Below are 25,211 nucleotides of genomic sequence, written 5' to 3' on the forward strand. Positions count from 1 at the left end.
GGCCGGTTTTCTGCCGTTGGCAGTACGGTGCGAGTATCCCTCTGGAATGCGGCGAGGGTTCACAAGGGCCGTCACAGACCCCGTTCCCACGGCAGCACTGTCGGATCACCTGCCAGTGAACCGCTCCGGGTCTGTTGGAGGCTCGATTCCCTGAGAGAGGATCGAGTTCATGGTCCGTCCTTCCCCTTGCCCTGCCGAGCTTCGTGAGCGTGCGGTGCGCATGGTTGCGGAGACCCGCCCGAACTACCCGACTGAGTGGGCCGCGATGAAGGCGGTCGCCGCGAAGCTGGGTATCGGTGCAGCCGAGACGGTGCGAACCTGGGTCCGCAAGGCTCAGGTAGACGCCGGCCGACGCCCTGGTGTGACGTCGGAGGAAGCTGCGGAGATCAAACGGCTGAAGGCCGAGAACGCCGAGCTGCGGAGGGCGAACGAGATCCTCAGGGCGGCCTCGGCTTTCTTCGCGGCCGAGCTCGACCGGCCGTCCAAGCGCTCATAGCGTTCATCGACGAGCACCGGCAGGTGTTCGGGGTCGAGCCGATCTGCAGAGTCCTCACCAGCCACGGACTGAAGATCGCCACGAGCACCTACTACGCCGCCAGGAACAGGGCACCCAGTGCACGGGCGGTGCGGGACGCGGAGCTGAAGACGCAGATCAGCCGGGTCCACGGCGACAACTTCAGCGTCTACGGGGTGTGGAAGGTCTGGAGACAGCTGCACCGCGAAGGCATACCGGTGGCCCGCTGCACCGTCGCCCGGCTGATGCGCGACCTCGGCCTCCAGGGCCGTCCGCCGCGGCCGCGGTATTCGCACCACCATCCGCGACGACGGCCACGATCGGGCGGAGGACCTGCTGCAACGCGACTTCACCGCCTCGCGTCCGAACGAGCGTTGGGTCGCGGACTTCACCTATGCGGCCACCTGGTCCGGGATCGTCTACGTCGCCTTCGTCGTCGACGTGTTCTCCCGGGTGATCGTCGGCTGGTCCGCGGCCACCAGCAAGCGGGCCAAGATCGTCCTGGACGCCCTCGACATGGTGTTATGGCGCCGCGGCCGAGCCGGGAACCCGGCCGGACCTGGGCTGATACATCATTCCGATGCGGGCAGTCAGTACACGTCGTTCGCCTTCACCGCCCATCTCCTCGAGGCCGGCATCGACGCCTCGGTCGGCACCGTCGGCGACGCCCTGGACAACGCACTCATGGAGTCCCAGATCGGCCTCTACAAAACCGAGCTGATCAAGCCCCGCAAGCCCTGGCGCGGCCTGCCCGACGTCGAGCTCGCGACCGCGGAATGGGTCGACTGGTTCAACAACCAGCGTCTGCATACTGCGATCGGGAGCCTCCCGCCCCACGAGCACGAGACCAACTACTACGCTCAGCACCAGCCCCAACCGGCGGCTGGAGCCAACGCATAGAGCCTCCATCGATCCCGGAGCGGTTCAGCCGCCCAGGAACCCGGTCTCACCCTCTGCTCCCGCCCTGACAGCCGGTAACCCCACGACCAGCTGCCACCGCCTCTGGCCGACCAGCCGGGGGCTTCGCACGTCCGGTAGTCGTCTCCCGCAAGGCGGTACAGCGCTGCTCGGGTTCAGCCCGCCCCTGGTGGCTCATTGTGTTCGAACGGACACGGTGAGCGCTTGTGGGTGTGTGGGTATGAGCGGATCATGGCGAATTCCTCAGTCTCGTGGAAGGACGCCCGGCTCATGGCTCACCGCAAGGTTTATCTCGCCGTCGGCAGGACCAACACCCGGATCTACCGCTTCGACCCCATCGACGGCGACACCCGCGTCGTCGAGAACGTCCCTGCCTACGAGGCCGGCTACACCGCCTTGGGTGCGCAATACCACGGTGAGGACCAGGAGCCTTTGCTGCTCGCAGTGAGCCGCGACAGGCTCATCACCATCGACGTGACGGCCGGCACTCTGAAGGACCAGGTCATCGACGGGCTGCCGAGCGGGCCCTGGTTCGACGGTGACATGGACCCCGACGGGAAGACCCTCTTCGTCGTCAGCAACCCCGACGTACACAGCTATGCCATCGATGTGGCAGCCAGGAAGGCCGTGCCCCGCAACGCACCAGGAGGCGGCCGGTGGGACGACTTCGCCTACCACCCCAAGGACGGGCGGCTGCTCTCGGTGGAGGGCGACAACGGTGACCTGTTGCTTATCGACCCGGGTCGGCAGCCCATGAAGACGGTCCTCAGGGAGGGGGTCTTCCCGCCCGCAGAAGCCAGTGCCGCGGCAGGCTCGCGCAAGTCGTACTCGGCCACCTTCTTCGACCAGGACGGCAACTTCTACGCGGTCGACTCCGCGGGCAACGTCAACCACCTCGACCTGACCACGGCCACGATCCCCGACCACTCCCAGCGCATCGGGCGTGGGAGGGTGCCTGTCGGCGCCCTCGAGATCGTCAACGGCGCCGGGCGCATCACCCCCCTTCCGGCCCCGCCCAGCTACGACGAGATCGCTGTGTCCAAGAAGTTCAACCGGACCTGGGAGAACAGCGAGCCCCGGGGCAGGGTCTACAGCTTCGAACTCACGCTCACTGCGGTCAGCACGGCCAGCGGCAGGCCCGAGGACGTCAAGAGGTTCCGGATCTCCTTCGACCTGCCCACGGTGAACGGTGCGAAAGCCGAAGCGTCCGGCGTGCAGGTCATCGCCCAGGACGGCAAGGCATACCTGGAATCGGTAGCCGACCAGTTCCTTGCCGCAGGCACATCCCGGCCGATCACCGTGCAGATCACCGTCCCAGGCGACCCGACCCACCTGCCCAGGGAGTACCCTCTCGACGGCCTGAAGGCCACACGCCTGCCCAGCCACTGATCCATTTCGCACTGGCACGCACGTCGATCGCCGGCCTGTTCGGGCATCCTCCCGCGCCCACGGCCGCCACCGCCGTAACGCGACGGGGGGCCGACCACCACCGCTCGTGCGTTCAGGTGTGACGGGTCAGGAGGCCGGTGCCGTCCGGCGAGGCCCACAGCGTACTGGCCGTCGGCTCCGCCGGAGTGGCCGGCTCGGTCTCCTTCTCGCGGCGGCCCCGGTTACGACGCGCGCCGCTCATGGTCCAGCACCAGTAGTCCTCGCCTCCCTTGAGGGGCAGAACCCGCTGTCCGCGGTGCGCCCGGGCCGCCCCGGGTCAGCCCGCCACCCTGTGGATACCTCGTCCTTCGGTGACGCCGCAGACAGGAACCGACCGTCAGCTCCTGTGACTCACGAGTTCGATCTCAGTAACTCCCCGGCTGGAAAGGCCCCATGCCGGAAAAGCGTGCCCTGCGGACGGGCTTGCTCGCGATACTTGGGGCGATCCGGTCAAGGACCGGAAATCCATGCAGAAGGAGCTTTGATGCGTAAGACCGCAATCGCCACCGCCGCAGGAGCAGCAGCTCTCGCCGCCACCCTTTTCGGCAGCACCTCGGCCGTCGCGGTAGCCGCGAGTCCGACCTGCGCCCACACCTGCATCCTTGGCGTACGAACAGCCACGCACGACGCCTACGACCGCCTCGTCATCGATCTCGGGGAAGGGGCCGTCCCCGGATGGACCGTCAGTGAGCAGACCACACCGCTCTACTGGGGCGAGGAGAGCTCTCAGACTCAGGTGCCGATCAAGGGTGACTCCTACCTGAAGGTGACCCTGATGCCGGCCGAGGCGTTCGACGGGAACTACCAGCCCACCTACACGAGCCCGAGATCCGAGTCCTTCACCTACCCGAGCCTCAAGGGGCAGGCACTCGTGTACAGCTTCGAGGACAGCAACACCTTCGGCCTCGCTCTGGGACTGCATTCCTCCTACAAGGTCTTCAAACTGACCGCTCCCAACCGGGTCGTCATAGACGTTTACCACTGACCGTGTACCCCACCGCCCGGCCGTCGGCTCATGCCCGACGGCCGGGCATTCGCGTCTTCGCCGGCAGAGGAAGACATCAACGCCCTCGTCGTAGCGGCTGACGATCACTTGGGGCCTGTAAACGATCGATGAAGCTCGAGAACACGTCGTCCGTCGCGCGTCAGCCGGCGTCGCTCATAGGCAAGGGTGTGCTTCTCCGCGGGATCCTCACCGGCCCCGTGCCCACCGGATCCGTACGCGCTGGAGCGAAGGGTCCCCCGGGGTCCCGGTGTTGGCCGTGACCCGTGTTCCGTTCGTCGGCCGGGTGGCCGTCGGCCGCCCGGTCCCCGCTGAAGAAGCGATCGAAGACGCCCTCCGACTGCCCAGGCGGCTGGTCGGTGAGGGACGCCTCTTCTCGGACCGGAGCGCCGACGGGTTCGTTCTGCCGGTCTCGAAGAGCGGGTCCAGCATGGTGTGCCCCTCGGGCGTCTGCGCGTCCCGCATGCACTCTCGTACGGGCCCCCGGCCTTTCGAATCCTGCACCGGCACCGGTGGCCGCAGCCCGTCCACGCGGGAACGGTCACCCATCCCACCGCACCCACCGGCCGTGGGCTTCCCGGCGTGCGCCGGACACACGGTCCGGCGCGCGGATGAGCGGGCCGTACCGCCGACGCGGCACGGCCGGAGCGTCGGCTTCGTCACCAGGGAATGCCGGGGCACCCTCCGTCGCAGTCGAAGGCGTAGAAGGTGCCGCAATCGTCGACGATCACCCGGCAGCGGCCGTTGCCCGCCTCGCAGCCGCCCAGCACGCAGTACGGGTCACGGACGGAACATCCGCAGTCGGGGATGGCTGCGTGGACCTCGCCCGCCCCCTGCTCCGGGGTCCCGACCGGCCCGAGGTTCGCGAGCATCGCGTACGCACTCTCGGCCCCGAACGCGTCGGCCGCGTCCCGGTGCAGTTCCAGCAGACGCCCCCTGAGCGGCTCCGCCGGACCCTCGGAGCCCCGCCTCCTGTCGAAGTTCGACGGTTCACCCGCGATCGTCCGCGCGCTCGTCAGCACGGCGCGCTGAACGGAGTTCAGCTCCTTCCGTGACGTCTCGAAGGCCGTGAGGTGGTCCGTCCAGAGCGAACTGCGCACCTGGGGCGCGGACTGCGCGTAGACGGCCTTCCGGTAGGCCGGAGGGTAGGCGGACACCTCGGTGTACGTCTGCGGCAGCCGGCCCTCTGCCGCACGCCGTGCCGCCCAGCGGTGGGCACTGGCCTGCTCCTGCTCGGCGAACGCGGGGGTCCTGCCCGTCAGGACCAGGGCGGTGGCGACCGCCGCACCGCCGGTGTAACGGAGGAACTGGGCCCTGCTGACGGCCACCCGGCCGCGTGGCGCGCCGGGGAGCGCGTCCGCCTTGCCCGCCGCCCGGCGACGCAGACGCCCGAGCGCGTGGAGCACCCGCCAGGCCGACCTGGGCCCCAGGACCCGCAGGAGTGGGGCCGCCATGCGCGGACCGGTCCAGGCGCCCAGCACGGTGGGTTCATCCGGCTCCTCCGCCTCCTGCGGGCCGGAAACCGCGGAGAGACGGAACAGTGTGGGTGCCCAGGGTGGTTCGGCGCCGAAGCGCAGTGCCCGCCACCGTTCCACTTCCGGGCTGCGCAGGGGTGCGACGTCGAGCCGCCCCTGCGATGCGTTCCGCACCACGGCCGAGATCTCGCGGCATGTACCGCAGCCGTCGTCGAATGCGAGAACCCAGCGTGATGTTCGTTCCTCTGCCACCGTCTGCTCCTCGTGGTACCTGTGTCACGACCATGCGAAAGCGTGCGTTGTAGCTGGTCAGCGAGCGTGGCAGGCCAGGGGGCGGGTGTGCAACGGTGCTCGGGGGCGTGCCAGGGGCGCTTGGCCGGAATGCAGCGGGCGGTCGGCGTGCGGCTCCGGCGGACGGGCTGTTCACGACCGGCGGCCTCTCCGCCGGCGGACCGGGCGGACGGACCAGCCTGACCGGAACGCATCCCTCCGTCCGGGTTCCGCCAGACCGTCCGCACGGCTCCAGTGCCTGCCGCACATACGCGAGACGTGCGCACCACGCGTACTGCGGGCCGTTCCCGGCCGCTGGTGGTGTGCGCCCGTACGACCAGGCGGACGGTCCTCGAACTCATTGTCACTGGGTACGCCTAGAGTCTCTCTCAGTCGTCACGGTGCGTTGCCGTCGACGGGTCTTATCAGCGTGCCGCCAGACCGGTGGCGTCCGGAGCAACGGGGAGAACAGCGCATGGGGTGGGTACCGGCGGGCGACTACGAAGTCGCGCTGGAGGCGGGCAAGGTGGTGTGCCGCAACGGGAAGGGCCGGCGGCTGAAGTCCGTCCCGGCCAAACTGAAGGATGATCCGGCGGTCGTCGGGCTCCGGCAGCTGACCGAGTGGCTGGAGCGGCACGAACGCCGGTGCCTGACCGACGTCGAGCAGTGGATGGTGCGTTCGCTGCCCGTTCCCACGGCTGTTCTCGCCCGGGTCTGGCCCGACCCGGCGTGGCAGGTGGCCCTGCGGGACGTGGTGGTGACCGGTACGGACGGCGGGGTCGCCGGGTTCCTGCGTGATGTGGACCCCGCTCGCGGCCTCGGCCTCGTCGATCTGGACGGCGACACGGTCCGCATCACTCCGGACGTCGTCAGAGTGCCTCACCCCGTCCTCCTCGAAGACCTCGACGAACTGCGGGAGTTCGCGGTCGAACTGGAGGTGCGCCAGAACGTGGAGCAGCTGTTCCGCGAGGTGTGGCGCCGACCGCGGAGCCTCGCCCCGGACACCGTCTCCATCGATACCTACGCCGGCGGAGTGTTCAAGGAACTGCGTTTCCTGCACGGCCGCGTCACTCAGCTCGGGTACCGGTCGCGCGGCGGGTACGCCGTCTGCCCGGTCGTCGAGGACGGTGCCACCACAGAGGCTCGCATCTGGATCGGCGAGCACGACGGATACGACGAGTACGGCACGGAGACGGGCTCCCTGGGCTGGACCGACCCCGCGGGGCGCGCGTTGACGGCTGCCGAGATCGGCCCTGTCACCTGGTCCGAGGGCATGCGCATGGCGGCGGCGCTCTACGCCGGCCGTGACGTGGAGGACGAGGCGCAGGCGGCATGAACACCACCAGGACGAAAACAACGAGGACGAACACCAGCGTGAACACGACTGCAGCGGGCACGGTGCCCCTCCCTGCCCAGGCCCGGAGCGAAGGCGCCTCCACCCCCGCCGCCGAGGCCCGCGCGACGGCCCTGCTGGACGCGGGCGCGGTCCTCCCCGCCGGTACCAGCGACCGGGACGACGCCGACGCGCTGACCGCCCGCACCTACACCCACACCGCCCTCGGCGACCGCCGCGTGGTCCGGCTCGTGCCCGGCACTCTCGGTGAAGCCGAGGACCTGGCCCTGGAGTTCCTCGGGCTGGCCCGGGCCGCCGAGACTCCCGTCGTGGGCCAGGTGCGCCGCGAGACGCTGGGCTTCCCGGCCTGGGCCCTGGTCAACGACCCGGCCAACGGGCACCACGCCCTGGCCCTGGTCAAGGACATCGAGCGGCTGGGCCGGCAGGCCAGGAGTCGCGCCGGAGCGGCCAAGGAGGGCTTCGACGCACTCGGCACCCGGCTCGGCCGGGCCGTACCCCACTTCCTCCCCACCTACTACGAGCAGGTGGCGCGCCTCTTCCTCCAGGCGGAGAACACCACCTACGCCGCCTCCTTCTTCGGCAAGGCACGCGAGGCCGAGCGGGTGCACGGGCTGGTTGTGGACGAGGACCGGCAGCGGGCCGTCTTCCTGGAGTTCGCCTTCGCCGGCGCGCTGACCGTCAAGGCGCTGCGGCAGTACGTGCGCGACCTGGTGGCCCGGCTCGCACCGGCGGACGCCTGGGCACAGTTCCGCCGTCTCCTGGTCGAGCGCTGTGCCGCCGGTATGCCGCCGTACGCGGCGCTGCCGCAGGACGTACGCGCGCTGGTCAAGGCCGCCGGACTGGACCGTGAGGCCGCCGAACGCGAGCTGGTGGCCGATCTGATCGGCTCCCCGGGAATCGTCCGCGCCCCCGCCTCGTTCTGGACGGCCTACCGCACCGCGCTCGTCACCCTCGCCCAGCGGGATGCGGCCGTGCGCGCCCGGCTCCTCGGCTTCTTCCCGGAGTCCTTCAGCGAGAGCGGCCGGGAGACCGACGGCGAACACGGCTGGCTCGTACTGCTGGCCGAATCCGACGCCGAGGATCTGCTGACCGCCCTCCCGGACACCACCGGTGCCGCCGCCCCCGGCGACCCGTCCGTCTCCCCGGCGGACTGGCTCGCCCGCTGGGAGGCGCACCGCCGGCGCAACCAGGCCGCCCCCGGCCGCAGCCCGCAGACCCTTGAGCTGGCCGCCCGGATGGTGAACCGGCTGCGTGCCGACGGGCGTCCCGTCGAACTGTTCCAGGGCCGCTGGCAACGCACCGCCGACCTGGACCTCCTGGACCTCTTCCTGGCTTCCGGCGTCCCCGTCGCCGAGCCGGACAGCCAGGACACGGGCACCCGGCAGGGCCCCGGCGTCCCGCTCGGCTCCTGGCTCACCGACACCGCGCCCGGAGCGCGGGATCTCACCGCCGTCGCCGACCGGCCGGTCTTCCGTGCCCTGCTGAGCCGGACCGTCGGCGGCCTCGGCAGCGGACGCGGTCAGCTCGGCGACACCGGCATGGCGACTCTGGCGGGGCATCCGGTGCTGTCCGAAATCCTGCGGGAGTGGCTGACCGCCTGCGCCGAGGAGTACACGGCCGCGCAAGGGCTTCCCGGGCTGAGGGCCGCCCTCGACAAGCTCTCGGGGTATCGCTCCGTGGTCGCAGAGGTCGCCCCGGAGGCGGTGCGGCTCCTGAAGGGCCACGACGTCGTCCCGCTGCTCGCCTCGACCCTGCGGACCGGCGTCCTCGACGAACTGGGCTGGCCCGCACTGGACGAGACCTACACCGAACTGGCCACGGAAGCGGCCGCCACGCGTCAGCGGCGTGACCGGTCGCAGGGTGTCGGCGTCACCGGCGCCTGGCCCGCGCTGATCCTGAACACCGGCGAACGCGCCGTCGTCGTCGGCCCGGAAGGCGTTCTGCTGCGGCACACCCTGCGGGTGCCCGCCCCCGTCGACCACTGGCGGCAGCCCGCCTTCCGTTACGCCGACGGCGAGTTGCTCGTCATCTGGTGGGAGGACGGCAAGCAGCGCGGCTACTGGTCGCACCGACCCGCCGAGGTGTTCACCGTCGGCGGCGAGCAGGTCCCCCGCTGGGGTGCTTCCAGCCCTTCCGACGACGTCTGCCTGCCACTGCCCGGCGGCGGCCGCGCCACCGGCGGCAAGGCCCTGCACGCGGGTGACACCTCTCTCCCGCCGCAGCGCGCCGTCCTCTCCGACGGCACCGGTCACTGGAGGGACGGCCACCAGGGCACGCGGCGGGTCTGGCTGGAGTACGACCCGGTCAGCGGCACGCACGGCCGCGCCTCCCTGCCCGCTTTCCTCCACTCCGGGGTACAGGACGGCACCCGGCTGCTCGCCGAACACTGCCAGGTGCTGCCCCTCCAGCCCGGGCTGGAAAGCACCCCGTTCGGCACGGACGGCACGGTCCTCGGTCGCTGGGTCCGCCGGACGGTCACCGAACCGGGTACGCCTGCTCCCGCGAGCGGGCACCGGATCGTCGCGGGTACCCCCGACGGCCACACGGTGAGCCTGCCGCACCCACTTCCCGGCGGCTACCCGGTGCCGCTCGGCGCCCTCACCCTTCCCGGCGGGTCACGCCCCGTCATGGCCCTTGCCGGGCGATCCGTCGAGGCCCACCCGGCGGACACGGAGGGTACCGGCGGAAGCCTGTGGTCCGTCGTCACCGGTTCCTCAGGTGGCAACAGCGCTGCGGGCACCCCCTACGTCCCTCCCGTCGCCTACTGGCACGCCATGCGCCCCAGGGACGAACGGGGCTCCACCGCCCTGCGGAACCTGGCGGACTCCCGGGCGGAAGAACTGTTCAAGGAGGTCGCTGGCGCGGTCGCCCGGCACCTGGAGGCCTTCCGGGCCGTGAAGGACTACACCGGGCCCTCGTCGCGCGAGCTGAGCAGGGAAGCCGTCGCCCGGGTGCTGCCCGAGGTGTCCGATGCGCGGCTCCTCGATGGCGTCACCGCACTCGTCCGCGACGCGGTGGACAGGGCTGTCGCGGCCGCCCGTTACCTGGAACCGCCTCAGCCCGCCGCCCCCCGGAACACCACGCACACCCAGGGCATGTTCTGCGACCACTCGCCCGAACACGGCGACGACACGACCCTGCTGCACGCCACCGCCTGGGGTTCCGAGCGGGCGTACAGGGGCTGGTGGGGTTCGGGCATCCGGTGGACCACGATCCGGCAGATCCTCGCCGTCAATCACGTCTTCGGCGGTGAGCCGGCGTTCGGCCCGCCCGTGCCGTCCAAGGTCCCGTTCGCCCCCGTGGATGGCTGGCAGCGGGACGAGTACACCGTCCCCGGTCAGGCCCTGGACTGGACTTCCCTGCTCGACAAGCTGCCCGAACTGGCTTACCGGGCCGCCTCGGCGACCACCGCGCCCGAGCACCGAGCAGGCCTCTTGATCCTGCTCGACACGCTCGCCGCGGGCCCGCTGGCGGACCCGGCGGGCACGGTCCGGCAGGTGGAGCTCGTCGAGCCGTACGGCGGAACGCCCGGGCAGGGACACCGCGAGATCGTGCACCGGCTCGGCCAGGTGCTGCGCAAGGGCGCCCGCACCGTCGTGGTCCTCGCCGAACGCGGCCGGAACTCCCGGAACGACGCGGCACGCTGGCTGGCCCTGGACCACGACCCCACCGGCGCCTTCGGCCCCGTTCCCGGCTTCACGCTGGGCCACGAACACGTCCACCGGCAGGGCATCACCCGCGCCCGGCTCACCCGGCTCACCACCTTGGTACGGGAGCAGGGCCCGGCGCCCTGGCGTCCCGAGGCCGCCGAGGCCTTTCACACGGCCACCGGGATCGGCCCCCTCCAGTCCGCCGCCCTGGTGTCGGCCGCCGTCGATGAGCCGGGCGCCGAGGCGCTCGGGCTCCTCGGGGTGAAGACCCGTGCCTACGAAGCGGCCCTGGCCAGGCTGAACGCCCTGCCCCGCGCCGACCGCCACGCCCTGCTCCAGGCGCTGCTGCCTGTCGACCCGGCCGATCTGTGGTCCACGGGCCCGGACGTCCGGACCGCCGCCGAAATCTGGCAGGTACGTCTGGCTTCCCTCGTCCGCGTCCCCGAGGAACTGGACCTCGACCTGTCGGGTACCAGCCCCGGCGCCGTCGATCTGGTCCTCAATCCGGGCTCCCGGACGTGGCTGGGCCACGGCTCCCCGGTCGAGGACGGCACCGGTCGGCCTGGCCTGCGCCGGGTGAGTGCGTACGGTTCGCTCTCCTCCGCCCTGTCCGCGCTGCGGACCCTCGCCTACACGCTGCCGTACGGGCACCCTCTGCGGGCACACCTGCCCGCCGGGCTCGCGGCCCTGCGCCGCGTCCTCGCCGACCCGGATCTGGTGCTGGACCTCGGGCTGGACTGGAGCGAGGCGGGCGGCTCGATCGGTCCCGTGGTCCGGGCCGCCCACCAGCTTCCCGAGTCCGGCGGCGCCGGGCCCGACGGCCTGGTCCGGGCCGGCGCGGCGCTGCTCCTCGCAGCCGGCCACGGCAGTCACGAGAAACTCCTGATCCGGCCGGCCGGCCTGGAAGGCCCCGAAGACCCGGCGTTCGGCCTGGTCGAGGGCACCGTCGCGCAGTACCGGGTGGGCGAACTCCACGCCCTGCGCACCCTGCTGGGCAAGGAGCCCGACGCCCTGGTCTCCGCGGGCGCCCCCGACGGCACCCCGCACCACCCTGCCCAGGACCCGACGCGCACGGTGCCGGAGCTGGTGGCCGAGGCCGCCGCGGCTCTCGGGCTGAGTGCCGACGCCGCCGCCCTGTATCTGATGCTGCTCGCCCTGCCCGACCCGACGGACCGCAACTGCGTCCGCTGGACCGGGTGGAAGCCTGCACGGATCAAGAAGGCCCGGGCGGAGCTCGCCGCCACCGACCTCGTGGTGGAGGCGAAGCGCTCCCGCGCCGGCCGTACCCTGTTCCTCCCCTGCGGCTGGCTCGAACGCGGCGCGCCCGGTCTGCCGCTGGAGACCTGGAAGGAACGGCTGTACCTCGTGGCAGGGTCCACCCGGACCCTGCCGGACGTCCCCGTGCCCGAGCTGTTCGCCACTGCTTGGGCCCGGGCCCGGGGCGGCGATGCCCCCGCCTTCGAAGAGCTGGACACCCGCACACCCCGGAAGGGCCGCCGCTGATGACGAGCGACACCACGACCACCACCGAGAGCACCGGCACGGGTGGGGCCCCGGACCGGGCGACGTCTCCTGTCGGTGTCTTCGGCCGGGAGAACCGCCAGGTCATCCCGCCGGAGGACCAGTACGGCACCGAGTTGGCCTTCCTCGCCGCCTACGACGCGGGGCCGCGCCCGCCCGGCTGGCTGCTCACCCCGCGCGCCGTCGTCACCTTCGTGATGGGCAGCGCGGGTGAGGCGCTCGGCCTGCCGAAGACCGCGCGGCCCGGTGCCGGGGTGCCACGCCGCCTGGTGATCGAGCAGAAGTTCGTCGGCGAACGAGCCCTGGTCGAACGCTGCGTGGTCACCCTCGCCGGGGAGCGCGGACTGCTGCTGGTGGGCGAACCCGGCACCGCCAAGTCCATGCTCTCCGAACTGCTGTCGGTGGCCGTCTGCGGGACCAGCGCGCTCACCGTGCAGGGCACTGCGGGCACCACCGAGGACCAGCTCAAGTACGGCTGGAACTACGCGCTGCTGCTCGCCCAGGGCCCCACCGAGCAGGCCCTGGTGCCCTCCCCGGTGCTCACTGCCATGACCCGGGGCGCCGTCGCCCGTGTCGAGGAGGTCACCCGTTGCCTGCCCGAGGTCCAGGACGCACTCGTCTCACTGCTGTCCGAACGGCGGATCGCAGTGCCCGAACTCGCGGGAGGCGAGGGCGCCCAGGTGCACGCGGCCCCCGGGTTCACCCTCATCGCCACTGCCAACCTGCGGGACAAGGGCGTCTCGGAGATGTCAGCCGCGCTGAAGCGACGCTTCAACTTCGAGACCGTGGGCCCGATCGGGGACGTGGACGCCGAGACCGCGCTCGTCCGGCGCCAGTCGCGGACGGCCGTCGAACGGGCGGGTGCCGTCTACCAGGTGGACGACGCCGTCCTCGAAGCCCTCGTCACCGCTTTTCGTGATCTGCGCGACGGCCGCTCCGTGGAAGGCTGGGAGGTCGAACGCCCTTCCACGGTGATGAGCACGGCGGAGGCTGTCTCCGTCGCAGGGTCCCTGGGCCTGGCCACCGCCTACTTCCCCGGTGACCGGGACGTGCTCTCCCTCCTGCCCGGCCATCTGCTCGGCGTCGTACGCAAGGACGACCCCGCCGACGCGGCACGGCTGCTGGGGTACTGGGACGGGCCGGTGCGCAGGCGCGCGGAGCAGGGATCGGCCACCTGGCGTGCCCTGTGGGAACTTCGCGCGGTACTGGAGAGCTGACAGATGAGCCAGTCGACCGCCCAGGACACGTCGCCCGCCGCCGAGGTGTCGCCCGCCGGTGCGCCGCAGGGCCCGGCGGCCGGGCCCACCACTCCGGAGGCCGCGGTCGCGGCCCTCGCGGCGGCCGGACCCGGGCTGCCGTTCCTGATCGGGGTACGCCACCACGCTCCCTCGCTCGCGGCCGCCCTACCGGCACTCCTGGACGCGGCGGCCCCCGACGTCCTCCTCGTCGAGCTGCCCGCCGAGTTCCAGCCCTGGCTGGGCTGGCTCGCCCACGAGGAGACCGAGGCGCCGGTGGCGCTGGCCGCCGTACCCGCCGACGGAACGTGGACGGCCGGCGGACGAGAGCCCGCCTTCTATCCGTTCGCGGACTTCTCACCCGAACTGGTCGCCCTGCGCTGGGCGGCACGGAACGGTGTGCCGGCCGTGGCCTGTGATCTGCCGCTGGCCGACCGGTCCTGGGTACGGGGCGGGCCGGACGCCACCGCCCCCGTACCCTTCCCGGTCACCAGCCCCGCACCGGTGCGGGGGGAGGGGCACGGGCTGTCCACCGCCCTCCGGTCCCGGCTCACCGGCCGCGACGGCGACGACCTGTGGGACCGGCTGGTGGAGGCACCGGCACCCGGTTCGACACCCGAGGCACTCCGTCGGGCCGCCCTCCTCACCGGCTGGGCGCTGCGGTACGAGGCCGAGGCAGGGGGTGGCGTGGACGACAGGGACCTGGTGCGTGAGGACTGTATGCGCGGACATGTCGCCGAAGCCCTGGCGAGCGGGCGGCGGCCCGCCGTGGTGGTGGGAGCTTTCCACACCCCGGCGCTGCTGCCGCGCGCCCCCGGGTCAGCCGAGGCGCCCGCCCCCCGGGAGCAGGCCACGTCCGCCGTCCCGCGCGATCCGGATGCGGACGGCCCCGCGACCGGTGTTGCTGAGCCGGGGGCGTGTACGGTCTCCCTGATCCCGTACACGTACCCGCTCCTCGACTCACGGTCCGGGTACCCGGCCGGTATCCGGGACCCGGAGTGGCAGCAGACCGTCCTGGAGGCCGCCGGTTCCCCGCCCGCCCTGCACGAGGCGCTGATCCGCACCGCGGTCCGTGTCTGTACGGCCCTGCGCGAACAGGGTCACCCCTACGGTCCGGCGGACGGCCGGGAGGTCGTCCGGGTCGCCGGGGACCTGGCGCGCCTGCGCGGACTGCCCGCCCCTGGTCGCGGCGAATTCCTGGAGGCCGTGCAGACGGTGCTCGGGCGCGGCGAGACCTACGGCACCGGCCGAGCCGTCGCCCAGGCCCTCGAACGCGTACTCGTCGGAACCCGCACGGGGCGGCCGGCTCCCACCGCTCCGCGCGGCGGCCTGGGGCCGGCCGTGGAGGCCGAGACCGCGGCGCTCTCGCTTCCCGGTCCGGGGGACGCTCATGAGAAGACGCCACGTGATCTCCGGCTCGACCCGGCCCGCTCCGTCCTCGACGGACGGCGCGAACTGCTGCTGCGCAGGCTGACGGTGTGCGGCATCCCCTACGCTCAGGAACGGGCGGTGACGGGTGCCGCGGGCTCGGAAGGACTGACGACCCGCTGGCAGGTGGCGTGGACCCCGGCGACGGCCGCGATGCTCACCGCGGCCGGGGCACGCGGCGTCACCCCGGTCCAGGCGGCCGAAGGGGTGCTGCGGCAGCGGCACGCGGCCGAGCGCGCGCAAGGCGGCCCTACGGCCGCCCAGGTCGTGAGGGGCCTCACGGAGGCCGCCGAGTGCGGACTCCCCGCCCTGGCCGACGAACGGCTCACGGAACTGGCGGTCGTGCTCCCCTCCAGCGGCACCCTTTCCGAAATCCTCACCGGACTGGACCTCCTGGACCGTATCGACGCCGGTCATCTGCCGGGCCTGGCCGCTCCCGGCTCCCCGTCAGCTTCCGGGGCCACCGAAAACCCGGCCGCCCTCGCCTCCCCCGCCGTCTCCGCCCGGGCCCCCCGCGTCGCGTACGCGGCAGAACTCCTGACCTCGGCGGCGGTCCGTCAGGTCGACGGCCTGACCGGGACCGAGGATCCCGAGGACGCCCGTGCTCTGCTCGAACTGGCCCAGCGCGCCGATCGGGTGGGCGGCATCCGGCTCACCGACGCGCTTGCCCGCCTGGCCGCCGACGGCACTCCGCTGATCGCCGCGGCTGCCGGGGCCGTCCGGGTGCTCACGGGCCACGAGGAGGCCGAGGCCTTCGGAGTGCGCGTCGCCTCCTGGGTGGACGGCGCTGTCGACAGCGCTTCCCGGACCGCGCTCACCGCACGTCTTACCGGCGTCCTGACAGCGGCGGGCCCACTCCTGACCCTGGGAGCCGGCACCCTGGATCCGCTGCTGCACCGTGTCGTCGAGCTGGACGACGCCGCGTTCCTGACACGGCTGCCCGCCCTGCGCGGCGGCTTCGACACCCTCAGCCCGGCCGCACGTGACCGGCTGCTGGAGACCGTCGAGGAGAGGCTCGGCGAACGGGTGGACAGTCTCGACGCCGGCGACCCGGCCGACCTGGCGGCCCGGACGGCCGCCGACCTCTCGGCGCGCGAGCTCCTCACCGGGCTCGGCCTGCCCGTGCCGTCCCCTGCGCACGACGACCGGTTCCCACCGCAGTCGGACCACCTCGCCACGCCCCCGGCACCCTTCACCAGTACGCCCCCCACCTGGGCGGGTGCCTCCAGCGACCCCGTGCCGGCGCAGGCCGCCCCCACCGGGGCCACCCCCGCGTGGACCCTCGCGCCCGCCGACCGGTGGCGGCTCGTGCTCGGCCGGCGGCCCGAGCAACTGCCGCCCGGTGCCGCCCGGCTGGCGACAGCACTGGACGAGCTGTACGGGCGAGGACGCGGCGAGGGATCACGTGGCGACATGCCCGGCCCCGGTCAGGGCGGCCGACGTGGCAGCCGCGAGGCACCGTTTCCCGGCGTCCGCGAGTGGTCCGGGGAACTGGCCGCGCTGTTCGGCCCCGGGATCCGCGAGGAGGTTCTCGCCGCCGCTGCCGCGACCGGCCGGCAGGACGTCCTCGCCGAAATCGACCCGGCGGCCGCCACCCCCTCCGTGGAACTGCTCCGTACGGTTCTGCGCTACGCCGGCGGTCTCCCCGAGTCGCGCCTGGCGGTGCTCCGGCCCCTGGTCCGCCGCTTGGTCGACGAACTGACCCGGCAGCTCGCCACCCGGCTGCGGCCCGCCCTCACCGGCACCACCCTGGCCCGGCCCACCCGCCGGCCGGGCGGTCGGCTGGACCTGTCGCGCACGCTGCGTGCCAATCTGGCCACCGCCCGCCGGACGGCCGACGGAACGGTCCAGGTGATTCCCGAGAAGCCGGTGTTCCGCAGCCGCGCCCGCCGGTCGGCCGACTGGCGCCTGATCCTGGTCACCGATGTCTCCGGATCCATGGAGGCGTCCACGATCTGGTCCGCGCTGACCGCCTCCGTGCTGGCCGGGGTGCCGTCCCTGAGCACTCACTTCCTCGCCTTCTCCACGGAGGTCGTCGACCTCACCGGCCATGTGCACGATCCCCTCTCCCTCCTGCTGGAGGTAAGTGTGGGCGGCGGCACACACATCGCCGCCGGGCTGCGGCACGCGCGCAGCCTGATCACGGTGCCCACCCGCACCCTCGTCGTCGTCATCAGCGACTTCGAGGAGGGCGCTCCGCTCGGCGGACTGCTGGCCGAGGTGCGGGCCCTGGTGACCACCGGGGCCCACGTCCTCGGGTGCGCGAGTCTCGACGACGCGGGCCGGCCCCGCTACTCGACGGGTGTCGCCGGCCAGCTCGTGGCCGCCGGTATGCCCGTGGCAGCACTCAGCCCACTCGAACTGGCCCGCTGGATAGGGGAGAAGACCGCATGACCGCCGCCCAGTTGCCACCTGTCGCGCCGGAGGTCACCGCCACTCTGGTGGAGGACCTCTCGCCCCGGCTGCGCAAGCGGCTGGACGCGGCGGTCACCAAGCTGGGCGCCCGCCCGGCGCACCGCGACGGGGACACGGTGACGATCGCGGTCGACGAGGAGACCGATCTGCGCCTGCACGCCCCGGGCGGCATGGTGATGACGGCGGACGCCATCACCTGTGGCTGTCTCCTCGCCCCGGCGTGCGTCCACCGCGCGGCCGCCGCATGCGCCGCCCCTGCGGCGGCCCCGGCTCCTGAGCCTGCCGGGCAGCCGGCCCCGGCTGTGGCCGAATCCGCATCGCACGCCGACGACACCGCCCCCGACGTGGCAAGCCCTGCCCAGCGTGCTGCGGCTGCCGCCGTGTGGTCGGCGGCTGCCGCCGTGCTGGAGGCCGGCGTCGACGGGGCCGGTGCCGTCGCCCAAGCAGCGCTCCTCCGAGCCGCGCACACCGCCCGTCTCCAGCACCTGCCGCGCGCCGCGGGCGCCGCACTGTCCGTCGTCACGCTGCTGCGTGCGGCCCGCGCCGGGGACCCGTCCTACCGCACCGCCGGCCTCGTCACCGCCCTGGCCGAACTCCTGGGGACCGCGCACCGGGTGGGAACCGCGTCCGGCGCGGAACTGGCCGTCGTCAGGGGCCGGGTACGCCGCCCGTACAGCCCGGACGGCTCACTGCGCCTGTACGGTCTGTTCACCGAACCCGTGGTCACTGATTCGGGGCACGGTGGCGTCCGCACCTGGGTCGCCGGACCCGGCGGTCGGCTCTGCACGGTGGGTGACGTGGCACCCGGCGGTGTCGGACGCGCCCTGGGCGTGGCCGACCGGGCCGTGCGCCTCGGGGAGAGCGCGCTCACCCACCGGGAGCTGGGCCGTGCCGGGCTGGCGGTCTCGGGGGCGACAGTCTCACCGGACGGCAGACTGGGCGCCGGGAAGGGTGTCAAGGCCGTCACCGCCCGGGGCGTGGCGTGGACGGAGCCGCCGCTCGCCGCCCTGTGGGAGCCTCCACCGTTTCAGCAGGCCACCCGGGCTCTGCGGTCCATATCCCGCTACGCGGACCCGGACGGTGGTGGCAGCGACCTGCTCTTCCTGGACGTCGAACTTCGCGGCGCCGTAAGGGAGCCGGGCGGCATCTGTCTGCTCGCGTTGTGCGACGGGGGCGTCCCTGTCCGGCTCACGGTCGCCGGCGACGACCCCGCGCTGGCTCATCGGGACAACCTGATGCTCCTGGCCACGGCGCAGGGAACACGGCTGCGGATCATCGGCCGTCTGGTACCCGCGCTCCACCCCAGGCTCGCCCTTCTCGCCTGCTCGCACCCCACCGGTGAGGGCACGATCGACCTCGGCTTCGACCGTCTGCGCCGCGCCGACCTTCCTGTCCCGGACGCGCGTGTGCGTCCCGTCCTGCCTGAACCCGGCGACTCCGGCGCACACTCACCTCTGCACCTCCTGGAACGACGCGTCGAACAGGCGGTCCCGGCGGGCCGTGCCGCCCTCGGCATGCTCGGTGATGTCTCCGCCGAGACCCGCCGCCTCCGCCGGGCGGGCCTTCCCACGGCCGCCGGTCTTCTCGCCGCCCTGTGCGCCTCGGCGGCCCAACGCGAACGCGACCCCTTCGGCCGCCTCCTCCCCGCCGACACCGACGGCTTCGCCCTCCACTGGCTCTCCGCCGCCCGTTACACATCCGCCGTATCCGAGTCCTTGTGTGCGGCCGCCTGGGAGCCGGCGCAGGAGGGCCCGGCCGCCCCGAACGAGCTACCGGCCCCCGAGGGGCTGGCCCGGACCCGGTCGTCCTCAGCGTCAGATGACGACGGTGGCGTCTCCGCCCGCTGAGACAGCGGTGAACCCACTCGTCCGTCAGAGCGAAAGCCGGTCTCGGCGGATGAGCGGCGAGGAAGTGGGCCCTTGTCCTGTCTGTGTCGGCTGCGACCTGCTTGGTACCCGTGTGCGTCGAGGCACAGGAAGCCGCCGTCGAAGAGACCGGTCGCCGGGCTGATCGGCGGCTCGGGAGCGAGGCGGAGGCGGTCGCCACCCGCACACCTCCAGAGAAGTTGACTCAAGCATGAATGCAACATAGAGGGCACCACGCCGCCGGGCAGCCGGTTCATGGACGATATGCATGAAAGACCGATGGAAGTCCTGGGGTGCTTCTCGCTCCGTCCCTTCCCCTGGGTGGCGCGTTCCCCGGCGCGACCGGATCGGGCTCGAAACGCGTACCGGTCGGGTGCGGCGAGTGGTGCCAGGCACCCGGGGCGGCGGCACCGGCCAGGAGCGCCGCCGCCCAGCGCGGCGGTCAGGCAGAACCGCGGCGTCCGGGCTTACCGGACACGACAGGTCCTGAGGTAGCTGAGGAACGAGGCCTGCAGCCCGGTCACATGCGTTTCGTGCATGAGTGCGCTGGTGACGGATCCGCCGCGTGAGGTGAGGCGGTGAAGGAACGTGGCCGCGTTCTTCGCGAGATTCTGGTAGACCGCCATGTCTCCGAGGATCTCTCGGTCGTTGAAGGTCACGTGAAGCTTGGTAGCAGGCAGGGTGTCACCCATTGCTTGAAGACGAGCGAAGACCTGACTGTCTGCATTGACAATGCCGGGGCTGCCCGCGCCGATGCTCTCGAAGAAGGTGCTATCGGTGAGCCAGGCGTAGAGACTGAAGAGTCCGCCGTAGGAATAGCCGAAGAGGCCGTGCCCGCTCGGGGCTGTGCCGTAGTCGCGTTCGATCCGCGGGTGCAGGTCGTCGGTAAGGAAGTTCAGGAACATATCCCCGCGGCTGTCACTCAATTCAGCGAGGTAGGCGTCGGCTTGCTCACGAGTCATCGTGCCCGCTTCGACCCCCGTCTCCACCGCATCGATGTACTCCTTCGCGATGGGTTCGCCCGGGGGCACGAGGTCGCGGTTGCGCAACCGCTCCCAGTGCTCTGCTTCCTCGCCTGCGTAACCCACGCTGACTTGGACGTAGGGCTGAATCGACTGCATGGGGTCCAGTTGCGTGACGATCAGTGGGGCGGTCATGCCCACGGCCCAGTTGCCGTCGAGCACGTACACGACAGGCGCTTGCGCCGCGGCAGGGTCGTAGCGCGGTGGCGTGGTGACCCAGACGCCGTAGTCGTGCCCACCGCTGGAGCGCATCTCGAAGTAGTCGGTATGGGCGAGGCAGCCCTGCCACATGGCACTCATCTGAGGTCCTTTACGATTTGGCCGGCCTGGATCACGAGGACGGCGTCGGTGGGGTAGGAGAACAGTTCCGGGTCTTCGAGCGGGTTGCCGTTCCAAAGAACGAGGTCTGCCTGCGCGCAGGCTGAGTTCTTTGCCGCGACGGTCCTGGGCCGGACCGATGAGATCGGAACCCGGCCCGATCCGTACTCCTGCGCGCTTGGCGACAGCGAGCACCTTCGTCATCCGCCCGCGTGCGCCCTTGGCACGGTCGCGGGTCGACTCGGCGAGACCGGCTCCGGCGGTGTCGTTCAGCAACTGCTCGACGACGGCGAACGCGGGCACGAGGGCAGCCTCACGAGCGGCCATCAGGGTCGCTGTGGATTCGTCGAGGCCGGTGCCGTGCTCGACACAGCGCGCCCCGGCCTCGACCGCATTTCGTATGTCTCGTTGTGGTGGGCGTGAACCGTCACACAGGTGTTCCGTGCCGCAGTTCCTTGAAGCGCAACAGCGATCTCTTCAACGGTGAACCGGGTGCCGGTCAGCCGATCATGTGCACCCACCACTCCGCCGGTCACGCAGAGCCTCAGGACGGTGGCTCCGCGACGGAAGGCTTCGCGGACGTTGTGTCGCAGATCGTCCGCGTTGCCCGCCCTCATGGAGAGGGCGCACAGACCCGCGATGTGGTGGCTGCTCCACAGCTCGGTGGGTTCCCCTTCGGCTCCGCAGTGGCCGTGCCCGCCGGTCCGGCACTGAGCAGGGCCGCACGAGAGGGCGCGCGGCCCTCTGGCCTTGCCCTTCGCGATCGCGGTGACGACACCGCCATCGATCCCGCCGGCGTCGCGAACGGTGGTGAAGCCGGCGCCGAGCGTCGCGCTGGCCGTGGCGAAGATGTCCGCCGTGATCCTGGCGGCGCTCATCCGAAACGAGAAATTCGGCCGGATCGGGCTCGACAGGCCCAGGTGGACGTGAGCGTCGATCAGACCGGGCGCCATCGTCGGCCCCTTGGCATCGGGACGCTCGCCGTGCGCACCGGAGGCACCGAGTCGGGTGATGTGGCCGTTCTCGACAGTGATGTCGAGGTTGTTGGGAGCGCGCCCCGATCCGTCGATGACCGCCGCGCCGACCACATGAGCAGGTCCCATAGCCGATCCTCCGCTGTTGCGAGCTGACTGCGACCATGTGCGAAGCAACACGGAACCGCCAATCTTTCTTTTCCAATGGATAAACTGTGGGAGTGATCCTGTCAACCTCGGAACGCAAGGGCAGCGCGCGTGAGCGACTCCTGGCACGGCTTCTCGACACCTTCGGCGAGGCCCTCCCCCCGCCGGAGATGTCGCTCCGTGAGATCGCCGCCCGGATCGAGACCAGCCACGCCCTGTTGCGATACCACTTCGGGTCACTCCCGGGCGTCTTGGCCGCCATGCTCAAGACGCAGCGATCCCGTGACAACCAGGCGCTTTTGGAGGCCGCCCGGCAGGGCACCTTCGACGACTTCGTCGTGGCGATCTGGCGTACTTACACCCGGCCAGAGCAGTTGTCACGCGCCCGCGGCTTCTTCTACGTCGTCGGACTGGCCGCGCACGGCCCTGAGGACTTCCGTGAGTTCGTGGAGTCGCTCGGCGACCTGACCGTGATGCTGTCCTCACTCGCGGAACGCGAAGGGCTCGGCACGAAGGAAGCGTGGGATGTGGCCACCGTCACCATTGCCACGATTCGCGGCCTCCTCCTGCAGGAAGTCCTGGCTCCCGGCACCCGCCCGGAGGACGTGGTCACCTTGATCCTGCGCATGAGGGAGGACCGGTCCGTTCCACGATCACGTCCGGAGCGTTGATGCTCCAGTCGGATTTCCGCCGCGACCAGGGGGAAGCGAGCCTGCAGACGCCGCGGACCCGGTTCAAGCTGGAGAAGCAGGCGTGCGACCTCGCCTGAGCCAGCGGTTTGACCCGGCTCGGCGCAAGCGAATGCGGCGCCGGACAGGGCCCACTGCCTGTGGCCGGTCCTGTGGCGCAGCCTGTCCAGCCCGCGGACGTTCCGCGTCGACGTGCTCGCCGGCGTCACCCGTGAGCTGGTCGTGGAGGCCCTCGGCGAGCTGAAGCCGGACGCGATCGCCCGTGAACCGGTACACGCCCGCCTGCTCAGCTCGGGCAAGCGTCTCCTGGTCCACTGCAACTGCCCCTCGGCCCGGCCCCCGGAGGTGACCGACCTGGCCCTCAGGCAAAGGGAACAGTTCGCCAGGACGAGTGGTCCACGGGCGGAGCCCTCGAGAGCCGAGCAGCGCCCCCCGTCCCCGCGGGTTCCGGCAGGGCTCTCCCTTGCCAGGACCCGGCATCCGCGGAAGGCGTACCGATGCGTGAGGCCACAGGACTGACACGGTGCCTTGAAGCCGTCCGGTTTTCACGGCCTCGTTCCGGGGCCGCGCCTGAACTTGTGTAGCGCGTCTTCCTCGTACCCCTGCACGTCGCAGCACTCCGCCCGCCCATGCCCGCCTGGCTCCGTCATGTGCACGTACCACGCCTTGCCCCGAGCTGAGGGTTCTGCCGCCGACGGACAGGGAGCCCGCGTGCGTGCTGGCCTTGAGCCGGATGTCCTTGTGGGCGCGCCTGGTCCCGCTGCTGCCACCCGCTTCCGGACAGCGCCGTCGCCACACCGGGCGGCTGTGCGTTCCTGACCGAGTGGCACACGCCGGCGCGGTGTACGCGCTGCGGGCCGGTATCACCTGGCGCGAACGCGCCGTCGGCGTGGGGGGACGGTGCACACCGGGGGTGCGGTACGTACGCCTGGGCCACCGGTGTGCACCGTCAGGGTGGGCCGATAGGCTCGGCCCACCCTTGCACGTCACCCCAAGGGGGCCGTGCACTTAGTCGTCGTACCGTCGCTGAGGCACGCCCGGACCGAACGGCCGTTCGTCGCCTTCATCGTGTCGGCGTCGGCGACCTTCTCGTACGAACCGCCGGGCGACTTGTCCTCCAGCCATGCCGTGACGCCCTGGGCGTCGGTGTGGGCCCAGGCGTAATAGTCGGTGACCGACCATTGCGGCCGGGAGCCGGCCAGGGCGACCCGGGCGCCACTCGGCAACGTCGCCGTGGTCCAGTCGGTCGCCACCGAGGCCCATGTGGTGACGCTGCCCGGGGCGACGCCCTCGCACGCCTGCCCCGGTGCGCACGGGCCGATCGGACCCTCGGTGGACGTCTGGTAGATGTTGTCGTCCTGGTGGGTGGCGAACGCCCACTTCTTGCCGTCCACGACCAGTCCGGCGATCTCGGCGTCCGACAGCGGGTCCAGCGCGACCATCTTCGTGGTGCCCGACGCCGTCAGACGGGCTCCGGGCAGGGGCTCCGGCCGGGTCTTGCGTGAGTCGGCGCCGCCGGACGCGTGTTTCATGAGAGTGGCGGACGCATCGTCACGACCGGGCGGGAGTTCGGCCTCACCCCAGTAGTACATGTGGTGCGGATCCCAGGCCGGGCGCCCCTGGTAGATCTTGAGCCGCCCGCCCAGGTAGATACGGGCGTCCTCCACCACGTCCGGTTCGTAATTCGGCATCCACTCGGTGACGCTCGCCGGATCGATGTCCGTGCACGGCAGCGTCGCACACGGCGCCTGGGTGGGTTCGGTGGCCGAGGTGTCCTCGTCCTTGGTGCACTGCGTGCCTGTCGTGTCACTGACGCAGGCACGCAGTTCCGGAAGCCAGGAGTACGCGCGGGTGGAGCCCGTGGACGTACGCGAGGCGCCTGCCGGGGTGAACTCGGTGTACACCTGTCCCCAGCGGCCCTCGCCCTGCCAGGCCTCCAGCCACATACGGCCGCCTGCGGGCAGCTCGCCCTCGGCCCAGCCCAGGTAGGTGCCCTGCTTCAGTCGTCCGTCGACCTTCTGTACGAACGCGCCCGAGGGCAGCTCGGCCCTGTCGTAGTCGGGACGGTCGACGTAGGACCAGTCGGACGCCGGGATCGCGTCCGGATCGGCGTCCGAACACCAGCCCTCGCACGGTCCGACCGGGGCCACCTCGGCACCGTACGAGGCGACGCACCCGCGCTCGACGCCGTCGGTCACGCAGGCGCTGTTGGCGTACGCGCCCCGGGGAGCCATGGTCGAGTACTGGAACATGCCGGTGGTGCCGGTGGTGTCACGGTAGGAACGCGGGTGCTCCAGCGTCGTCGTGATGTTGATGCCGTCCCCCCAGTTCTCCTGGGCCCGCAGCCACACACGCCCTTCAGTGACCCCGGTCCCGAACCGCACCTGTGCCCAGGCGTAGGTGCGGTTCGTGTCCCAAGCCGGCTTGCCCGTGTACAGGGTGATCCGCGTACCCGACGCGAGCGTCGTCTCCTTCAGGACCTTCGGCGCGCCACCGGACTGCCATGCCGTCACCTGGTTCGGGTCTGCTCCTTCACAGGGGAGTTGGGGGCAGGGCGCCGGTGTGGCGGCGGGGGCTGCAGCCGCCGTGGGAGCCGTCAGTATCGCGGCGGCCACGGCGAGCGCTGCCGGCCAGACGCAGCGGGCCCACCCCCGCCACACTCCGGCCCCTGCCCGTCTTCGTCCACCGCTTCCCGGTCGTCGGACTCCCCCAGCCTTGATGGCTGCCCCGCTGTCCATCGCACCTCCAGGTTCGTTGATCCCTGCCATCACGGGCACATGGGCCCAGGGCGATGGAACCGGCAGCCGCTCTCCGGCCCGTCTCGCCCATGCCTTCCGAGGCGAAATCCGGTCATTGGACGGGGCCTTGGTCTGTCGAGCCCGGCGGAGGAAAGGTGGTCCTGCGATCCCAGGTTCTCAGGGACAGGACGGTGCCTGGTGAACATCCGGCAGAGGCGGTGCGAAGCATGTCGGGTGCCTGGGACCG

Annotated in this window: 13 protein-coding genes, 1 pseudogene and 1 other annotated feature; of the genes and pseudogenes, 9 read left to right on the forward strand and 5 right to left on the reverse strand. The window is 71.6% G+C overall.

Annotation, left to right across the window (positions count from 1 at the left end; translation table 11 throughout):
* The first annotated feature begins 169 nt into the window (after positions 1-169).
* Together ACF1FZ_RS10670 and ACF1FZ_RS10675 are read left to right on the forward strand one after the other, a co-directional pair.
* Positions 170-1,414, forward strand: a pseudogene (locus ACF1FZ_RS10670) (IS3 family transposase).
* Positions 451-579, forward strand: a sequence feature (AL1L pseudoknot). (Overlaps the previous pseudogene by 129 nt.)
* A gap of 249 nt (positions 1,415-1,663) precedes the next feature.
* Positions 1,664-2,821, forward strand: a complete 1,158-nt coding sequence (locus ACF1FZ_RS10675) for a YncE family protein (RefSeq protein WP_391773001.1) — start codon at positions 1,664-1,666, stop codon at positions 2,819-2,821.
* A gap of 112 nt (positions 2,822-2,933) precedes the next feature.
* On the opposite strand, the gene ACF1FZ_RS10680 is transcribed toward ACF1FZ_RS10675, so the two are convergent.
* Positions 2,934-3,062: a hypothetical protein gene (locus tag ACF1FZ_RS10680; protein WP_391773002.1), complete on the reverse strand. Its 129-nt coding sequence runs from the start codon at positions 3,060-3,062 to the stop codon at positions 2,934-2,936.
* 282 nt (positions 3,063-3,344) lie between these two features.
* On the opposite strand from ACF1FZ_RS10680, the gene ACF1FZ_RS10685 reads away from it, so the two are divergent.
* Positions 3,345-3,845 carry a hypothetical protein gene (locus ACF1FZ_RS10685; protein ID WP_391773003.1) on the forward strand — a complete coding sequence of 167 codons (501 nt, stop codon included), beginning with the start codon at positions 3,345-3,347 and terminating at the stop codon, positions 3,843-3,845.
* A 677-nt stretch (positions 3,846-4,522) separates the two neighbouring features.
* Here ACF1FZ_RS10685 and ACF1FZ_RS10690 read toward each other — a convergent pair.
* Positions 4,523-5,590, reverse strand: coding sequence for a bacteriocin fulvocin C-related protein (locus tag ACF1FZ_RS10690; RefSeq protein ID WP_391773004.1), 1,068 nt, complete (start codon positions 5,588-5,590; stop codon positions 4,523-4,525).
* A gap of 493 nt (positions 5,591-6,083) precedes the next feature.
* Between ACF1FZ_RS10690 and ACF1FZ_RS10695 the strand changes: the two genes are divergently transcribed.
* From ACF1FZ_RS10695 to ACF1FZ_RS10715, 5 genes are read left to right on the forward strand one after another with little or no spacing between them, the layout of a single operon-like run.
* Positions 6,084-6,944: a DUF4132 domain-containing protein gene (locus ACF1FZ_RS10695; protein ID WP_391773005.1), complete on the forward strand. Its 861-nt coding sequence runs from the start codon at positions 6,084-6,086 to the stop codon at positions 6,942-6,944.
* Positions 6,941-12,115: a hypothetical protein gene (locus tag ACF1FZ_RS10700; RefSeq protein WP_391773006.1), complete on the forward strand. Its 5,175-nt coding sequence runs from the start codon at positions 6,941-6,943 to the stop codon at positions 12,113-12,115. Before ACF1FZ_RS10695 ends, ACF1FZ_RS10700 begins: the two co-directional genes overlap by 4 nt.
* Positions 12,115-13,350, forward strand: a complete 1,236-nt coding sequence (locus ACF1FZ_RS10705; RefSeq protein WP_391773007.1) for an AAA family ATPase — start codon at positions 12,115-12,117, stop codon at positions 13,348-13,350. Before ACF1FZ_RS10700 ends, ACF1FZ_RS10705 begins: the two co-directional genes overlap by 1 nt.
* Positions 13,351-13,353: 3 nt before the next feature.
* Positions 13,354-17,190, forward strand: coding sequence for a DUF5682 family protein (locus ACF1FZ_RS10710; protein ID WP_391773008.1), 3,837 nt, complete (start codon positions 13,354-13,356; stop codon positions 17,188-17,190).
* The gene (locus ACF1FZ_RS10715) at positions 17,187-19,058 is read left to right on the forward strand and encodes a hypothetical protein (protein WP_391773009.1); all 1,872 of its coding nucleotides are present in this window, start codon (positions 17,187-17,189) and stop codon (positions 19,056-19,058) included. Before ACF1FZ_RS10710 ends, ACF1FZ_RS10715 begins: the two co-directional genes overlap by 4 nt.
* 485 nt (positions 19,059-19,543) lie before the next feature.
* Here the strand turns inward: ACF1FZ_RS10715 and ACF1FZ_RS10720 are convergent, their stop codons facing one another.
* Both ACF1FZ_RS10720 and ACF1FZ_RS10725 read right to left on the reverse strand, forming a co-directional pair.
* Positions 19,544-20,398 (reverse strand): alpha/beta hydrolase, encoded by an 855-nt coding sequence (locus ACF1FZ_RS10720; protein ID WP_391773010.1) that lies wholly within the window; start codon positions 20,396-20,398, stop codon positions 19,544-19,546.
* Between the two features lie 344 nt (positions 20,399-20,742).
* Positions 20,743-21,519, reverse strand: a complete 777-nt coding sequence (locus ACF1FZ_RS10725) for an amidohydrolase family protein (protein WP_391773011.1) — start codon at positions 21,517-21,519, stop codon at positions 20,743-20,745.
* An 86-nt stretch (positions 21,520-21,605) separates the two neighbouring features.
* On the opposite strand from ACF1FZ_RS10725, the gene ACF1FZ_RS10730 reads away from it, so the two are divergent.
* Entirely contained in the window at positions 21,606-22,208 is a 603-nt protein-coding gene (locus ACF1FZ_RS10730; protein WP_391773012.1) for a TetR/AcrR family transcriptional regulator, read from the forward strand.
* Between the two features lie 1,004 nt (positions 22,209-23,212).
* On the opposite strand, the gene ACF1FZ_RS10735 is transcribed toward ACF1FZ_RS10730, so the two are convergent.
* Entirely contained in the window at positions 23,213-24,739 is a 1,527-nt protein-coding gene (locus ACF1FZ_RS10735; RefSeq protein WP_391773013.1) for a hypothetical protein, read from the reverse strand.
* Positions 24,740-25,211: the final 472 nt, after the last annotated feature.

The sequence above is a fragment of the Streptomyces sp. NPDC014623 genome (assembly GCF_043088245.1).
Taxonomy (GTDB): Bacteria; Actinomycetota; Actinomycetes; order Streptomycetales; family Streptomycetaceae; genus Streptomyces.

Bases quoted from the DNA above. Each gene is read 5' to 3' on its own strand.
- ACF1FZ_RS10680 (WP_391773002.1), bottom strand. From the start codon at position 3,062: ATGAGCGGCGCGCGTCGTAACCGGGGCCGCCGCGAGAAGGAGACCGAG.
- ACF1FZ_RS10705 (WP_391773007.1), top strand. From the start codon at position 12,115: ATGACGAGCGACACCACGACCACCACCGAGAGCACCGGCACGGGTGGG.
- ACF1FZ_RS10700 (WP_391773006.1), top strand. From the start codon at position 6,941: ATGAACACCACCAGGACGAAAACAACGAGGACGAACACCAGCGTGAAC.
- ACF1FZ_RS10725 (WP_391773011.1), bottom strand. From the start codon at position 21,519: ATGGGACCTGCTCATGTGGTCGGCGCGGCGGTCATCGACGGATCGGGG.
- ACF1FZ_RS10710 (WP_391773008.1), top strand. From the start codon at position 13,354: ATGAGCCAGTCGACCGCCCAGGACACGTCGCCCGCCGCCGAGGTGTCG.
- ACF1FZ_RS10695 (WP_391773005.1), top strand. From the start codon at position 6,084: ATGGGGTGGGTACCGGCGGGCGACTACGAAGTCGCGCTGGAGGCGGGC.
- ACF1FZ_RS10675 (WP_391773001.1), top strand. From the start codon at position 1,664: ATGGCGAATTCCTCAGTCTCGTGGAAGGACGCCCGGCTCATGGCTCAC.
- ACF1FZ_RS10720 (WP_391773010.1), bottom strand. From the start codon at position 20,398: ATGAGTGCCATGTGGCAGGGCTGCCTCGCCCATACCGACTACTTCGAG.
- ACF1FZ_RS10715 (WP_391773009.1), top strand. From the start codon at position 17,187: ATGACCGCCGCCCAGTTGCCACCTGTCGCGCCGGAGGTCACCGCCACT.
- ACF1FZ_RS10685 (WP_391773003.1), top strand. From the start codon at position 3,345: ATGCGTAAGACCGCAATCGCCACCGCCGCAGGAGCAGCAGCTCTCGCC.